Here is a 15090-nt window from a genome sequence, read left to right as displayed (position 1 = left end):
TGTAAGCCGCTGACCTGGGGTTTCTCCCCAGGGAGGCGCCCTATTCGGCCCCGGACTCCGCGTCCGGGGCCGTTTGCGTGAGCGGTGCGTGAGCGGACGTGCCAGCGGGCTCCGGGATGCCTGCCGATGCATCGGCACGATCCGGCACGGGCGCTGCACCTTCTCCTCCGGGCTCGGCAGCCTCGGGAGCCTTGGCCGGGGCCTCCTGGACGGCCGCCCGAGCGCGCGGTACGAGCCGGGCTGCGGCCTCGGCGATCGCGAGGTCGGCCTCGGGGAGCAGGCTCGTGTAGGTGTCCGCCGTGATGGTGATCGAGGAGTGGCCGAGCATCTCCTGGATGTCCTTCAGGTCGGCCCCCGCCGCATGGGCCAGCGTTGCGGCGCCGTGGCGCAGGTCGTGCAGGCGGACCGGAGGGAGCCCGATCTCCTCGTACAGCTCGATGAAGCGCCGTGTGACGTTCGCGGGGTGGAGGAGCTCCCCATTCTCGCGGGTGAAGACCCGGCCCGTCTCCACCCAGGCGCTTTCCCACTTGGCCCGGTCCTTGTCCTGCTGGACCCGGTGGCGCCGCAGGGCGTGCACGGTGTCGGAGTCGAGGGCGATGGTGCGGGCGCCGGCGTCGGTTTTGGGGTCGTCCTCGTAGACCTCCCAGCCGTTGACGACGAGTTGCTTGGCGACCGTGATAAGCCCGGCGTCCAGGTGGGTGTCGGTCCATCGCTGGCCGCACGCCTCACCGCGCCGCAGCCCGCGGAAGGCGATCAGGTGGAACAGCGCGTACAGGCGGTCCTCGGCGATGTGGTCGAGGAAGAGGCCGGTGTGTTCCGGCGTCCAGACCATCACCGGCGAAGGCTTCTCGCCGGTCCGCTTCCAGTGGAGGATGCGTTCGCCGGTCCAGACGAGCGCCTTCGGCCGCTTGCCCGCCTCCAGGTCGACGTGCGCGGCCGGGTTGAAGGTGATGAGCTGCTGGGCGATCGCGGCGTTCAGCGCGGCCCGCAGCGTCGAGCGGACGCGCTGGCGCGTGGAAGGTCCCACGATCCGCCAGTAGGGATCCATCTCGTCGATGGCAGCCTTCATCGCCTTGCGCCGGGTGCGGTGGTCGCGCCCCTTCCAAGGGATCAGCGCGAGGTCTTCGACCGCCTTCCGGCGTGCGGCGTTCCCCTCGGCGATCTCGACATTCGCCTCGGCGATCGCGTCGAACATCTCTGTCAGGTGGATGACGCGGAGCCGGTCCAGCCGCAGGTGCCCGATGCGCGGCTTGAGGTGCACGCGGATGTTGCTCTCGTCGCGGCTGATGGCGCTCGGCCGCCCCTTCTTGCCGGAGAGCCACATGTCCAGCCACTCCCCGACGGTCAGCCGACTGGTCAGGTCCAGCCCGTGGCTCAGGCGCCGCCGGGTCGCTTCGATGTCGGGGAGCGGAGCCTTCTCCTCGGCGACCAGCTCCAGCATGTCCGCGAGCTGGGCCAGGTTTTCGACGTCATCGGTCTCGGCCAGGCCCAGGAGGGCGCGTATGTGGTCGAGGTCGGCCTGGGCGGCCTTGAGGGTCTCGTAGCCGGCACGGCTGAAGGAGCGGCGGGTGCCGTCCTCGCGGGGCGGGAGCTCCTGGCGGACGGAGTACGAGCCGTGCTTGCGGGTGGCGAGCTTGGGGCACGCCTTACCCAGTGGCTTGCCGGTCTTCGGGTCGCGGCAGTAGCAGCGGCGGTGGGTGGAGCCCTTCAATCGGTGTCCCTTTCGTAGCCTTCGGGTGGGTCGATGTCGCTGGCTGAGAACGGCAGGTCGGGGAGGGTGCCGCCGCGCCCGTAGATGTCCTGGCGTTCCCAGCGAAGTGCAGCCTTGGCTTGAGCGGCACGCTCGGCGAAGTCGGCCTGGGCGCGCAGCGCCTGGGCGCGCTCGGCGTCGTCGGGTGTCTGCTTAGCGATCTGCCGTTGGCGGCTCTCGCCCCGCATCGCTTCCAAGGCGGCGAGCACCGCAGCCTCATGGGAGAGATGGCCGCGAAGCATGTAGTGCTCGCCCGCGGTGAAGCTGTGGTCCAGGTTGGCGAACCAGCGCATGGCCTCAGCGGGCTTCACCAGGTGCGTGAGCGGGAGCTGCTGCACCTCGTTCACGTACCCAACGGGGTAGATCAAGTGGATCGGGTGGGTGTACAGCGCCTTCGCCAGAACCATCACCTCGACCAGCGGCAGGACCGCACGCCGGCCCGACTCCATGTTGGCGATGACGTTGCGGGGGATCGGGAAGCCGATCGCCTCGCACCGGTCGGCCAGGTCCTGGGCGCTCCACTTCATCTCCTTCCTCCGCCGTCGGACTTCGCGAGCCACGTCGGCCATGACTCGGTCGGCCCATTCGGGTACGTCGTCCTCATCTCCATCATCGAAACGATTTTGTGTCATGGAGACACATTCACTTCTTCAGAGTTAGTAATCAAGGCCCGGAGCCGAATGCGAGGACGTGTTCGCCGTGGGCTGTGAGGACGGGAGCGCCGCGTGCGCGATGACGAGATGGCCGGCCAGCCGAAGGGAATGAGCCGGGAGCAGCTGCTTGCCCTTCCGGTGGCCGTTGACCTGGACACGGGTAACCGGGCCCTGAGGCTCGGGCGGAGCAAGGGATACGAGCTGGCGAAGCGAGGCCAGTACCCCTGCAAGGTCCTGCGGTTCGGCAACGCCTACCGGGTGGTGACCGCCGACCTGTTGAACCTGCTGGGACTCGCCGCGTGACGACGCGGCACCGCGCCGTCGGATTCTGCGCGGAGCTGACACGGAATCGCTGGACTGTGGCGGGGGTCGTACGTACTGTTCGTGTTCCCCCGAGCCAGGCAACTACCTCCGAGCGACGGCGGATTGCCTCCGGCGCACCGAGCCCGGCGGGCCCCGACACACCCCACACCCCCAGCCGCGAAGCGCGGACCACCCGGTACCCGGGCGCTGCTGCATGCCCCTGGCCACCGAAGAAGGAGCTGCCCCTTGGACCTGACCCCACTCTCCCCCGATGCCGCGTCGACCCCCACCGCCTGGCCGGTGACGGCGATACCCGGTCAGCCGGGCGCCCACCTGCAAGATCCCGTACAGGGAGCGGAGGAAGAGGCGCCCTCCATCCCTCAGACCCCGACCCCGCTCGCAGCTCCGCGGGCCCGACTCATCGGCCCCGTGAGCCTGGGCGAGCAGGTGCTCGGTGATCTGCGTGCCGAGATCGAGCGGTACGTCATCCTTCCGAGCGCCGAGGCGCTGACAGCCGTGGCCCTGTGGGTGGCGGCGACGCATCTGCAGACGGCGTGGCAGCACGCGCCCCGGCTGGCCGTGGTCGGTCCGGCGAAGCGGTGCGGCAAGTCACGGCTGCTGGACGTGATCACCGAGACCGTTCACGATCCGCTGGTCACGGTGAACGCCTCCGCCGCCGCGATCTTCCGGTCGATCACCGCAACGCCACCCACCCTCCTGGTCGACGAGGCCGACACCCTGTTCGGCTCCGCGAAGGTCGCGGAGAAGAACGAGGAGATGCGCGGCCTCCTCAACGCGGGTGCCCAGCGCGGTCGGCCCACCCTGCGGGTCTCCGGGCCCAACCACGAGGTGACGAAGTTCCCCACCTTCGCCATGGCGGCCCTCGCCGGCATCGGCGACCTGCCCGACACGATCATGGACCGGTCAGTCGTGATCCGGATGCGCCGCCGCAGGCCGGGCGAGAGCGTGGCGGCATTCCGCAGCGCGCGCGACATCCCCGGGCTGAACGCCGTGCGCGACCGGCTCGCCGCCTGGCTGACCCCGCTCCATTCCGAGGCGACGGGGCTGCAACCCGCCATGCCGGTCGAAGACCGCGCCGCCGATACCTGGGAGCCGCTGGTCGCCGTCGCCGACCTCGCGGGCGGCCCGTGGCCCGACCTCGCCCGCACCGCCTGCCGGGCGATGACCAAGCACGAGGCGGATCAGGACCAGGACAACAGCGGCCTGGGGATCCGCCTGCTGGCCGACATCCGCCGCGCCTTCGAAGCCGAGGGGAATCCGCCGGTGATCCGCACCAGCCGCCTGATCGACATCCTGAACAAGGACGACGAGACGCCCTGGCCTGACTACACCGCCAACGGCCTCACCCCGCGCGGCCTGCAGATCCTGCTGAAGGACTACGGCATCAGCTCGGCCAACCGCCGCTTCCATGGCGACGTCCAGGCCAAGGGCTTCACCCGCCTGCAGTTCTCCGACGCCTGGGCCCGCTACTGCACTGCCCCGCAGCCGGAACCTGCCGCCGGGGCCTGACCTGGCACCACCCGTCGCGACCCGTCGCGCCGCAGGTCAGACCGGTTACGAGTCGCAGGCCCGCAACGAGTCGACTCGACATCACCGCCCCACCCGTACCTGCCCTGACCAGGCACGCGACGAGTCGCAACGGGTCCCCACCCTTCCCAGGCGGCGGCCTCGCCCTGCCCTGCCCTGCCCGCAAACGGCGGAGGCCGCCGCACCCATCCCCTAGGAGCACTCCCGCTTGTCCGCACCCACAATCCCGGCCCCCACCGCGCTCGGGGTCACCGCGATCCGCCTGGGCATCACCCTCCTCGGCGTCACCGCCTTCGCCCTCTCGTACGCCGCCCTGCGCCAGATGGCAGTCGCCACCCACATCCCCGGACCGCTCACGTACGCCTTCCCCCTCGTGATCGACGGGTTCATCGCCATCGGCATCGGCGCCCTCCTGCTCCTGCGCACAGCCCCCATGCGGGCCCGCATGTACGTCTGGGCCTTGGTGGGCCTGGCCACAGCAACCAGCATCTGGGCCAACGCCCTGCACGCCATCCGCCTCAACCAGCAGGTCCGCCACGACGGTCTCCATCTGGACGACGTGACCGTCGGCGCCCTTTCCGCCATCGCGCCCCTCGCCCTCGCCGGCGCCGTCCACTTCTACTTCGTCACCCGCCATCACCAGACCCAGCACGAGCTTGCCGTCCCTCTGACGGAACAGGCCGCGGAACAACCACCAGTGCCGTCGAGCGATAGCGATGGGGCGGCGGAAAGCCCTCCGGTCACCGAGGCGGATGTCCCCAAGCCACTCGCCAAGCGCAGGGGCCGCCGTCCTGCTGCCAGCGACGAGCAGCTCGTCTCCATCGGACGCACCGTTCCGCGGGGACCCGACGGGCTGATCCCCCGCAAGAGGTTCGAAGCGGCCGTCCGGAAGGAGGGCTACCCCGTCGGCAAGGACCGCCTGGTCGGTGCGATGGACGTGCTCCACGCCGATTCTGCCGACACCACTGGCTGACCGGCCTGGCCCCACGCCGCCCGCCTCGTACCGAGCGGCGCGGGCCGGACCGGTTCCTGGCCCGCCTATCCGTACTTCCCACCACCGTGAGCCCACCGACTCAGGAGTCCCCCATGAGCAATCACCCGCACGAACTGCCCCCAACACCAGAGCTGATACCGACCAGCACAGCCCCAGACCAGGCAGCAAGGTATGGCGTTGGACCGTCCAAGGGCCGGTCCAACGCAGCCTCCGCCCCGGGGGTGGCGGAGGCGCCCCGGCGCGGGGGCGCACCGGAGCAGGGAGGGGCGAGCGAACCCGTCGACGTTCCCGTCGTCGCGCGTGCCGCTGATGAGGCTGCGCTGTACCGCGTCGCCCGCCGCCGTGCCCGCGAAGGAGTGCAGCGCACCCATCGCGTCGACGTCCGCTACAGCGTCATCGAGAAGCGGTCGATCCTCGCCGAAGCCCGCCGCCTCGGCCTCGCCGCCGCTCACCTCGTGGGCGCGATCGTCATGACCTACCTCCACGGCGACTTCGAGATACCCGGCCAGCGCACCTCCTTCGACGACCTGATCGACGAGCTCGCCGCCCTGCGCGCGGAGATCGCCCCGATCGGCAAGAACGTCAACCAGATCGCCTACAAGCTCAACGCAGGAGGCCGTCCCCATCCTGTGGACAGTGCCGTCCTGGCCCAGGCCGAACGTGTCCTGGCTCTCGCCCGTACCGCAGCCGAGGCGATCGACCTCGCCTCGCACCAGGCGGCCACGTCGAAGCGGGCGGCCTGATTGATCGCGAAGATCGGCAAGGCCGGCAGCAGGACCCGAGGCGTCCTGAACTACCTCTACGGACCCGGCCGCGCCAACGAGCACACCGACCCCCACCTCGTGGACTCCTGGGACGGCTTCGCCCCGGATCCCGGACGCGACCCGAACGCCACCCTCGCCCAACTCACCACCGCCCTCGACCTCCGCGTAGAGCAGGCCGGCGACCGGGCCCCGAAGACGCACGTGTGGCACTGCTCCGTGCGAGCCGCACCCGAGGACCCGGTCCTCACTGACGAGCAGTGGGCGACGATCGCCCGCCGGATCCTGAACGCCACCGGCATCGCTCCCGCCGGCGACCCCGACGCCTGCCGCTGGGTCGCCGTCCGCCACGCCGAAGACCACATCCACATCGTGGCCACCAAGGTCCGAGGAGACCTCCGCGAGCCCCGGCACTGGAACGACTACCTGCACGCCGACAAGGAATGCGCCGCGATCGAGAGGGAGTACGGCCTGCGCCAGGTCCTGCGCGGCGACCGCACCGCTGCCAAACGCCCGACCCGCGCCGAGAAGGAGAAGGCCCGCCGCACCGGACACGCCACCACCCCGCGCGAACGCCTGCGCACCACCGTCCGTACCGCGGTGGCCGCTGCCACCAACACCGAGGAGTTCTTCACCATCCTCCGCGGCACGGGCGTACTGGTGGACGTCCAGCACTTCCCCTCCGGCGACATCCGTGGCTACAAGGTCGCGCTCCCGGACGACACCAACGCCAAGGACGAACCCGTCTGGTTCTCCGGCTCCACCCTCGCCTCCGACCTCTCCTACCCGAAGATCACCGAACGCCTCGGCCCCACCGAATCCGTCCCCGTAAGCCTGCGCCCAGAGCGGCAGACGGCGTGGCGTCAGGTCACCGAAGCGGCCGGCCGCATCCCCAAGGTGCTCGACCAGGCCGACGAGGCCACGGGCCAGGCGCATATCACCGTGCTCGCCGAAACCCTCGACGCACTCGTCCTGATCGTTCCGGCCGGATACAAGCCGCAGCTCGCCCAAGCAGCCGGCGCTTTCGAGCGGGCCAGCCGCTCCCGGATCCGCGCGCGCCACCAGCAGGCCCAGGCCACACGTCGGGCGATCAAGGCGATCGTGCGTGAACCTGCCCCGAAGGACGGAGCCCTGCTGGCGGTCCTCCTCGACGCCGTTCTGCTGGCCGTCGTCGCAGCCCAGCACTGGCACCACATCCGCCACCACGACCAGCAGGCCGAAGCCGCGGACCAGGCAGCCGGATACCTGCGTACCACCCTCGGGGCTGCAGCCGTGGAGCCGCTGCGCGCCCTGTCCCAGCGCGGCCGTCTCCTCCCGGGTCCGGTCCTTCACCGGCAGGCGGCTGCCCTGCACCGTTCACTCTCGGAACACTCCGCGCGAGTGCTGGCCGAGCCCGGCTGGCCCGCACTCGCCACCATCCTCGCCGACGCCGAAGCCGCGGGTCATGACCCAGCCGCCTTGCTCACCGAAGCGGCAGGTCAACGGGACCTGACAACGGCGGCATCCATCAGCGAAGTACTGGTGTGGCGTCTACGGCACCTCGCCGAACTGCCTCTCCAGCCCGCCCCGAGGCGGCCGCCGTCCACGCCACCCACGGCTGGCGCAGCCCAACCGCCCCAGCAGCGCCGTACGCGCTGAGCCCGACACCCCACCCGACAAGGAGCCCATCCTGAAGACCCACCCCGTCGCCTCCATGTTCCCGATGCTGAACGAGGAGGAAATGCACGACCTCGCCCAGTCCATCAAGAACGAAGGCCTCCTCAAGCCGATCGTCCTCGACCCCGACGGCGTCCTCCTCGACGGCCGCAACCGCCTCGCCGCCTGTGAGATCGCCGGAGTCGAACCTCACTTCACGACATACGACGGCAACGACCCCATCCGCCTGATCTTCAGCGCGAACGCAGTACGCCGGCACCTCAGCCAGGGCCAGCGGTCCATGATCCTCGCGATGGCCCGTTCCTTCTCGGAACACTCCCTGCGCACCCACGCGAAGCTCCACGCCATCAGCCTGACCAGGCTCTCCAACGCCACCACGGTCCTCCAGTACTCTCCCGACCTTGCCGAGCAGGTCCGCATCGGCTCCATCCGCCTCGACGCCGCCTACGACATCGCCCGCCAGCACAAGGCGCGTCGCGCCGTGGACAAGTCCCGTCACGAGCTGCTGTGCCAGCACGCCCCGGACCTCGCCGAACAGGTATCTGAGGGACTCCTCACCCTCGACGAGGCCATCGCCTCACTCGACCGGCGACTCAAGGAAGAACGAATCCACCGACGCGTCGAGGAGATCGACAACATCAGGCAGGCCGACGGCGACACCGCGCCCAGCCTCACCCAGCGCGCCGAGCAGGGAGAACTCACCTGGGTCGAGGCCCACCAGCTCGCTGAACAGCACCATGTCCAGCGCCAGGACGCGATCCAGCGGGCGCAGCAGGTCCTCGAACAGCTGGCCACGGACTGGGCCGCCGTCCAAAGTCTGGCCACCCACCTGGACACTCCCTACGCCCGGGAAGTCCTTGCAGGTCTCACCCCAGCAGCACGTGGCGTCGCAGCGCGTCTGACCTTCACAGCCTGATCGCACAACCACGGATGGGGCCAACGCACTTCCGCGTTGGCCCCATCCGCACATTCACACGACAGTCAGAGTGCCGAGGTGTTCAAGAGGGTGCCGGCGACGATGGCGCCGCGCAGGACGTGGGCGATCTCCTCGGGCTTGAGGGCGATGCTGTCGAGCCCCTCCACTGTCAGCGGGATCTCTTCCAGTGCGTATTCGCCGCGGCCCTCGGCGCTGAACTCGGGGCCGGTGCGGTCCTCGAAGGACCACGTCGCGATGCGGGCGAGGTAGAAGAGCTGACGCTCCTTGTCGGATTCCATGGTGTGGAGGAGGCGGGCGATGTCGGCCTTCCCTGCGATCTCTTCGTGGATCTCGCGGTGGAGGGCGGCCTCCCGGGACTCGTCGTTCTCCTCGACCCCGCCGCCGGGCAGCACCCAGTACTCGGGGACGTCCGGCTTGGTGCGGCGGATGACCAGCATCGTGTCGTCCGCGGTGACGAGGACGGCTCGGACTCGTTCGATCATTCGGCTTTCTCTCCTTGCATGTTGACGTCTTAGTGCAGCAGCCAGCCGCCGTCGACGTGGACGGATTGCCCAGTGATGAACGACGCGGACGGGCCCACGAGGAACGCGACCAGGGCCGCGACGTCTTCGGGCCGTCCGCGTCGCGGGACGCACTGGCGGTTGATCTGGTCTTCCGGGCGGGCCCGGTGCTGGGCGGGGATCACGGTCTCCGCTTCGACCTGGATGGCGCCGGGCAGGACCGTGTTCACGCAGATTCCGTACGGGCCGAGCTCGCGGGCCAGGGAGCGGGTCAGGCCCAGGAGGCCCGCCTTCGCCGTGCTGTACGCGACCAGGTTGGTGCGGCCGGCGCGGGCGTTGACGCTGCCGATGTTCACGATCCGGCCCCAGCGGCGTTCGATCATGCCCGGGGTCAGGGCATGGCAGGTGCGGTAGTGGGCGGTGAGGTTCACGTCGAGGGAGTAGTTCCAGGCTGTCTCGTCGGTGTCCTGCCAGGGGACGCGGGGGTAGGAGCCGGCGTTGTTCACGAGGATGTCGACGGGGCCGATCTCGGCACGGACGAGGTCGGCCATGGTCTGCACGGCGGTGGGGTCGGTCAGGTCGGCGTTCACCGCGATGCCGGGGCTGCCGTCGCGCTCGAAGGCGGCGAGGAGGGCGTGGGCGTCGGGGTCCTGCCCGAGGTGGTTGACGGCGACGGTGGCTCCGGCTGCCGCGAGGGCCCGTCCGATCTCGGCGCCGATGCCGGTAGCTCCACCGGTGACCAGGGCGTTGCGGCCCTGGAGGGGGCGGGCTTGGAGGGGGATCTCAAGCAGGGGCAGGGACATGGCTGCTCCGTTCGCGGAGGTCGGAGTGAGCGGCTGGTGCGGTGGTGAAGAAGGTGTCGAGGCCGGTGGCCGGGTCTTGGCTCTCGGCGAGCTTGATGAGGACGAGCAGCAGGTCGTGGCCACTGAGCCGCGCCGGCGGGATCACGCCGAGGATCCGCAGGGCGAGGAAGGCGCGGAGGTCGGCCATGCCGATCCCGCCCTGCTCGCAGAGCCCGTGCAGCGCTCCTGTGATGGCTGCGTGGCGGCCGGGGCCGGTGTTCCAGGAGTAGCGGAGGTCGATGTGCCGGGTCGTGGGGTGCAGTTCCAGGTGGTCGATGCTCGGGGTGGTCTGGGCGGGCAGGGCCAGGCGGAGGGTGCGGGCGTAGACGTCGCTCTGGTAGCGGGGGACGAGCCAGCCGCCCATGGCCATGAGGTACCAGAGCAGGTTGACTGCCTCGCCGGCGGCGGTATTGCGGCCGGCGAATTCGAAGTCGAGCCAGCACAGCGGATCGGCGATGTTGGGCTCGGTGGGGTCGCCCTGGGTCAGTCCGGCCAGCCATCGCCGGTCCGGAGCCAGGGCCTGACGGGCGCTGTCGATGATGGCGGCGACATCCAGCGTCAGCGGTCGTCCGTTGGCAGTGACGGTGTAGCTGGCCAGTTCCTGGAGGGTGAGGGTCGCGGTGGTGTGGGGGAGGGCGATCGGCAGGTCCCGTTGCAGGTACCAGAGGTCGAGCCGGCCGCCGGGCCGGATCCGGTCGAGGTAGAGGTCGGGCACGCACTCGGCGAGCGGGACCACCTTCCCGGTGTCGGCCGCCGCGGTCCGCAGGTCGTGGCAGACACCGTCCATGAGCCGGCCCAGGCGGGGCAGTTCGGAAGGGTCCCGGTCGGCCAGGCTGATCACGTCGCCGAGCAGTAACTCGCAACGCCCGCTGGCGAAGACGTCCTCGTACGCGAGCAGATGGCGGTCCGGGAGTGCCGGACGGCCGAGCAGGGTCGGCACCTGGAGGCGGGAAACGAGCTGGGCCCAGCCCCTGGCTTCGGCTTCGGCCGCCTCGCGGGTGGCGACCTCCTTGCGGAAGGCGAGCCCCGCCGCCCTCCTCGGAAGGCTGGCCGCGCTCACGCTGCCTCCCCCGGCAGGGTGGCCAGCCAGCCCCGCAGGACGGCCAGGGCAAGCTCCTCGGCGGCGGCCCGCTCGGTGCGGGCTGCTGCGACCGCGCTGGTGTCCTGGTGGCCCGCTTCGACGAGAAGGCACAGGGCGTCGCTGTCGGAGGGGCATTCGATCCCGCTGAACCGGAGCTGGATCTTCGCCAGGAGCGCCGTGACCTTGTAGAGGTCGCGGAGGTCGGGCGTCCCCTTCAGGAGCTGGCGGCGGATCTCGATGGCCGCCTGGATACCGTCGCGCAGGCTCGCGTCGATGTCGCTGGCCGCGTCCGGGGCAGGCAGGACCAGGCCGGGGGCGCACCAGAGCGGGATGAGGCCGCCGCTGCCGATGAGCGCGAGGACGTGCAGGAGCCGGGAGGTGACAGCGCCGGCCCAGCACTCCGCGCGGGTCAGCACGGTCAGGCCGAGCTTGACCCCTCCGAGTTCATCCCCCAGGTCGGCCAGCACGGTCCGCATCCCCTCAAGGGAGTCGGCATCGGCTACGACGAACACGTCGAGGTCGCTCCAGCCGTGCTGGTACTTGCCGCGGGCTCCGCTCCCCGTGACGGCCAGGAGGTCGATCAGCGGGTGCGGCCCGGTCAGGCGGTCGAGGAGTTCGGAAAGGTAGGACTCCAGGTGCACGGGCAGGCCCAGGGCGTTGACCGGCATCGTGCTGGGCTGGTGTTCGGGCCACTGACGGGTCAGCGCCATACGGTCCAGCCGCCGCTCCAGCTCCAGGCGGCCCCCGTCATTGCCGATGACCTCCTGCGCGATGGAGGCGATCTTGTCGCCGCCCCGAGCGCTCTTGACGAGGTCACGGTCGAGAACGTCCTGGGCTCCTGCCGTCCCTCGCTGTGCGCGGACGGCCGGGGAGGTGTCCAGGTAGGTGATGGTGAGTTGCGGGCCAAGCATCCTGGCGAGCTCGGCCGTCGAGTCGAAGTCGTGCAGCGACTCGATGCTGACGGAGTCGAGGAAGTGGTGGGCCTCGCAGTAGCGGTCCAGGGCGTCCACGATCAGCTCGGCCTGCACGACCGGGCCGAGCCGGTACGGTTCGGCGATGCCCGCCCGGCTGGCCGCGTTCTCGATCAGGTAGCCGATCTTGAGGCGGGCGTGCCCGTGGTGCGTACGCAGGTACTCGCCGGCCGTGCTCTTGCCGCTCTCCGACATCCCGCCGAGCGCGGCCACATGCACGTCGGCCATCGCCCGGCCGGGAATGGCTGGGTGGAGAGGGGACAGGAGCCGGCGGACCTCGTCCTGGATGGTGACGGTCGGCCGGTCACTGATGTGGATCGTCTCGCCGAACCGGCCGTCCTTGACGAGCCGGGTGATCTGCTCGTGGAGGTGGCGCTGGTAGGTCGCGTAGACGTCCGTGACGGTGGCCTCGTGGGACAGGCTCCGGCGTGTCCCTTCCTCCACGTCCTCGCAGTGCAGGAGCAGGAGGGAACGCTCGCTGTCCTCGGCGGCACGGAGATCGGTCTCGTACGGCGCCAGGAGGGAGCGGGCGCGGTCGGCGGCCTGCGGTGCGGGCAGGTTCTCCCGTACGGCGACGGTGGCGGCGACGGTCGCCTCCAGCATCGGGATGCCCCGGTCCAGGAACCGCACGGGCGCGGAGAACGGGTGCCGGGAGCGCTCCAGGTAGGAGGAGGCGAGGATGTCGGCGACCTCCTGGACGGGGCCGGTCTCGAACCACCAGCGGCCCATGCCGTCGGCCTTGATGGCCGCCCAGCGCCGGTCGTAGTGGTCCAGCGGTCCCGCCGAGGTGGCGGCAGAACCCATGCGGCGGGCGAGGATCCCGATCTGCTTGGTCTTCCCGGTGTTGTCAGGGCCGCTGAACGCGACCGAGACGGGCAGGGGGTGCGTATCACTGGTGAGCGGGCTGGTCATCGGCTTCCCTTCGTGTGGCTGAGCACGTGTGCCGGCGAGGTGCTGTCAGCCCCGCCGTGAGAGCGAACTGCGCGTTCGGATTCGGAGCGCTCTATCCGGCGGCGTCGTCCGGACCGCTGTCGCCGACGCTGAGCGAGGGGTGCGCGACGACCGCCTGCGCATCCACGTACTCGCCCTGCGCAAGCAGGCCGACCACGGCGAGCCCCGCAGCCGTTCCGAGCGCCCACACCCAGGCCAGGGCAGTTCCGAGCGGGTCGGATAACGCGGGCCGGCTCATGCGGACGCCGCCTTCGGGTCCTCCGCGCGCAGGGCGATGGCCCTCTCCAGCTGGAGACTCAGCAGCAGGACCTGTCCGGGGTCCATGTCGAGCGTCGCGGTGGTCTTCGCCCCGTCGAGGAAGCAGACCTCGACCGGCAGGGATGCGTGCCCGGTCTGGCGGTCGTAACGGGGGTCCTTGTCCAGAAGGGCGAGGCCCCGGACGATCGGGGTCGTCGTGCGGGTGCGGGGGTCCTGTTCGGTCGTCGTCACCGGTGGTTCCTCTCACGCGTCCGGGCAGGCGCCAACAGGCCCTGAGCAGGGCCTGTTCGAGCCAATCGGAGATCCAGGGGGTGATGTTCAGTCAACGGCGATCCACAGCTTGGGGACAGAGCCCAGGATGTAGTCCTGCGTAATCCCGCGTAATCCAGGTGGGGAGGGTGACGGGGTGCCGAAGAACCCGGCCGTCGCGGATCTGATCAAGCAGGCGTGTCAGGAACGGGGCTGGGGGCCCTCCGAGTTGGCGCGCGCCCTCGGCCTTGCGGAGAGCGGGAACCCGCGCCGCCTCCAGCGCCAGCACGCGCGCCGCTGGATAGAGGGTGAGCGGACACCGGATCACTGGTGGCCCTACATCGCCCAGGTGTTGGCTCTGAACCCGGAAGCGATCAACCTTCCAGAGGCCGTGCCGGTGGCACTCCACGCCGATACCGTTGCATCAGTCCTACACCTGGGAAGGAGCGACGTGGACCGCCGGAACTTCATCCTCGCGTCCAGCGGATACGCCCTGTCCGCACTCGGACTGCCCGACATGGACAGCATCACCCGCCGGACCACGACCGCTCCCCCAGGCGCTGTCCGGGTGGGCCGGGGCGAGGTGGCAGCCGTACGCCACATGGTGAAGGCCCTCGGCGACTCGGCCTCCGAACTCGGCGGCGGCCACGCCCGCCACCTGGCCGTCCGGTACCTGACACAGGACGTCGCACCATGGCTGGAAGGCCGCTTCACCGAGGCCACCGGCCGCGAACTATTCGCCGCGACCTCCCAGCTCGTCCACCTCGCCGGCTGGATGGCCCAGGACGAAGGCGACACCCCCGAGCTGCGCGGACTCGCCCAGGGCTACTACGCGCACGCCTTCCGCCTGGCCGCCGAGGCTGGCGACCCGGAGCTGTCCGCCACGGCCCTCCGCGGCCTCGCCGTGCAGTGCGTCGACCTCGGCTACCGGGCCGAGGCCGTCCAGCTCGGCGAAGCCTGCGTGGACTACGGCCGACACCTCGACAACCCGCGCGCCGTCGCCTACTACGAAGCCACCCTCGCCAATGCCGCCGCCCAGGACGACGACCGCCGCATGGCCACCAAGCACCTCGCCATGTCCGAGACCGCCATCGGCAAGCCGGCAGCCGCGGGCGGAGACTCCTGGGCCGCGCACTACTCCCCCGGCCGCTGGGCCCACGAATCCGGCATGATCCTCTCCCGCCTCGGAGACCTCGACGCCGCCGAAGAGCACCTCCACCTCGCCCTCGACATCCACGGCCTCGACCGCCGCCGCACCCGCGCCATCGTCCTCGCCGACCTCGGCGGCGTGCGCCTACGCCAAGGCGACGTGGACGGAGCCATGGCCACCTGGCGCGACTTCCTCGACTGTGCCGACGGCATCCGCTCCGTTAAGGTCCAGGCCGCCCTCCAGGACATGCGCGTCCGCCTGCGCCGGTACAACGGAGTCCCAGAGGCCCAGGAGCTCCGCGAGCGGGCAGCTCGCCTTGCCGCCTGACTCCACCCTGCGTGCCCTGGTCCTGCGGGGCCGCCTCTCCCCTCGCCTCACCTCCTCCTACGAGCAGGCAGATCCCCTCGGCGAATAGTTCGCGGAATAGTTGCCAGCGGATGGTTAAGCCCGTCAGGCGCGTCGCGGTGGAACCCCGCAGGGGGCGTG

15 protein-coding genes are annotated in these 15090 nt (G+C 70.4%); 7 read left to right on the top strand and 8 right to left on the bottom strand.

Going from position 1 to position 15090, the window contains the following annotated elements:
* Positions 1-40: 40 nt before the first annotated feature.
* On the bottom strand, positions 41-1711 hold the full coding sequence (locus tag OG276_RS21675) for a tyrosine recombinase XerC (RefSeq protein ID WP_266907893.1): 1671 nt from the start codon (positions 1709-1711) through the stop codon (positions 41-43).
* The gene (locus tag OG276_RS21670) at positions 1708-2382 is read right to left on the bottom strand and encodes a helix-turn-helix domain-containing protein (protein WP_266907892.1); all 675 of its coding nucleotides are present in this window, start codon (positions 2380-2382) and stop codon (positions 1708-1710) included. The genes OG276_RS21675 and OG276_RS21670 overlap by 4 nt, the downstream gene beginning before the upstream one ends.
* 93 nt (positions 2383-2475) lie before the next feature.
* Between OG276_RS21670 and OG276_RS21665 the strand changes: the two genes are divergently transcribed.
* From OG276_RS21665 to OG276_RS21640, 6 genes are all read left to right on the top strand, one after another.
* Entirely contained in the window at positions 2476-2706 is a 231-nt protein-coding gene (locus OG276_RS21665) for a hypothetical protein (protein WP_266907891.1), read from the top strand.
* A gap of 246 nt (positions 2707-2952) precedes the next feature.
* A complete protein-coding gene (locus OG276_RS21660; protein ID WP_266907890.1) occupies positions 2953-4236 on the top strand; it encodes a DUF3631 domain-containing protein in 1284 nt (427 codons plus the stop codon).
* Between the two features lie 226 nt (positions 4237-4462).
* Positions 4463-5227 carry a DUF2637 domain-containing protein gene (locus OG276_RS21655; protein ID WP_266907889.1) on the top strand — a complete coding sequence of 255 codons (765 nt, stop codon included), beginning with the start codon at positions 4463-4465 and terminating at the stop codon, positions 5225-5227.
* A gap of 377 nt (positions 5228-5604) precedes the next feature.
* Positions 5605-5991, top strand: coding sequence for a plasmid mobilization relaxosome protein MobC (locus tag OG276_RS21650; RefSeq protein ID WP_266907888.1), 387 nt, complete (start codon positions 5605-5607; stop codon positions 5989-5991).
* The gene (locus OG276_RS21645) at positions 5992-7647 is read left to right on the top strand and encodes a relaxase/mobilization nuclease domain-containing protein (protein WP_266907887.1); all 1656 of its coding nucleotides are present in this window, start codon (positions 5992-5994) and stop codon (positions 7645-7647) included.
* 55 nt (positions 7648-7702) lie between these two features.
* A complete protein-coding gene (locus tag OG276_RS21640) occupies positions 7703-8581 on the top strand; it encodes a ParB/RepB/Spo0J family partition protein (protein WP_266907886.1) in 879 nt (292 codons plus the stop codon).
* A 65-nt stretch (positions 8582-8646) separates the two neighbouring features.
* Here OG276_RS21640 and OG276_RS21635 read toward each other — a convergent pair whose 3' ends face one another.
* The 6 genes from OG276_RS21635 to OG276_RS21610 form a co-directional block, all read right to left on the bottom strand.
* Positions 8647-9084 carry an NUDIX domain-containing protein gene (locus OG276_RS21635; RefSeq protein ID WP_266907885.1) on the bottom strand — a complete coding sequence of 146 codons (438 nt, stop codon included), beginning with the start codon at positions 9082-9084 and terminating at the stop codon, positions 8647-8649.
* 29 nt (positions 9085-9113) lie between these two features.
* Positions 9114-9905 carry an SDR family NAD(P)-dependent oxidoreductase gene (locus OG276_RS21630; RefSeq protein ID WP_266907884.1) on the bottom strand — a complete coding sequence of 264 codons (792 nt, stop codon included), beginning with the start codon at positions 9903-9905 and terminating at the stop codon, positions 9114-9116.
* Positions 9886-11004, bottom strand: a complete 1119-nt coding sequence (locus tag OG276_RS21625) for a hypothetical protein (RefSeq protein WP_266907883.1) — start codon at positions 11002-11004, stop codon at positions 9886-9888. Before OG276_RS21625 ends, OG276_RS21630 begins: the two co-directional genes overlap by 20 nt.
* Positions 11001-12908 (bottom strand): nucleotidyltransferase domain-containing protein, encoded by a 1908-nt coding sequence (locus OG276_RS21620; protein ID WP_266907882.1) that lies wholly within the window; start codon positions 12906-12908, stop codon positions 11001-11003. The genes OG276_RS21625 and OG276_RS21620 overlap by 4 nt, the downstream gene beginning before the upstream one ends.
* A 91-nt stretch (positions 12909-12999) precedes the next feature.
* Positions 13000-13137 carry a hypothetical protein gene (locus OG276_RS21615; RefSeq protein ID WP_266907881.1) on the bottom strand — a complete coding sequence of 46 codons (138 nt, stop codon included), beginning with the start codon at positions 13135-13137 and terminating at the stop codon, positions 13000-13002.
* Between the two features lie 44 nt (positions 13138-13181).
* Positions 13182-13436, bottom strand: a complete 255-nt coding sequence (locus OG276_RS21610; protein WP_266907880.1) for a hypothetical protein — start codon at positions 13434-13436, stop codon at positions 13182-13184.
* A 469-nt stretch (positions 13437-13905) separates the two neighbouring features.
* On the opposite strand from OG276_RS21610, the gene OG276_RS21605 reads away from it, so the two are divergent.
* On the top strand, positions 13906-14931 hold the full coding sequence (locus OG276_RS21605) for a tetratricopeptide repeat protein (RefSeq protein WP_266907879.1): 1026 nt from the start codon (positions 13906-13908) through the stop codon (positions 14929-14931).
* The last annotated feature ends 159 nt before the right edge of the window (positions 14932-15090 follow it).

Origin of the sequence: Streptomyces sp. NBC_00086 (assembly GCF_026343255.1) — a bacterium.
Lineage (GTDB): Bacteria > Actinomycetota > Actinomycetes > Streptomycetales > Streptomycetaceae > Streptomyces.
This window is presented reverse-complemented; position numbering and strand designations above follow the sequence as displayed.

What these genes read in the sequence shown, in the direction of transcription:
- OG276_RS21670 (WP_266907892.1), bottom strand. Translation starts at nt 2,382, where the DNA reads ATGACACAAAATCGTTTCGATGATGGAGATGAGGACGACGTACCCGAA.
- OG276_RS21640 (WP_266907886.1), top strand. Translation starts at nt 7,703, where the DNA reads ATGTTCCCGATGCTGAACGAGGAGGAAATGCACGACCTCGCCCAGTCC.
- OG276_RS21635 (WP_266907885.1), bottom strand. Translation starts at nt 9,084, where the DNA reads ATGATCGAACGAGTCCGAGCCGTCCTCGTCACCGCGGACGACACGATG.
- OG276_RS21630 (WP_266907884.1), bottom strand. Translation starts at nt 9,905, where the DNA reads ATGTCCCTGCCCCTGCTTGAGATCCCCCTCCAAGCCCGCCCCCTCCAG.
- OG276_RS21620 (WP_266907882.1), bottom strand. Translation starts at nt 12,908, where the DNA reads ATGACCAGCCCGCTCACCAGTGATACGCACCCCCTGCCCGTCTCGGTC.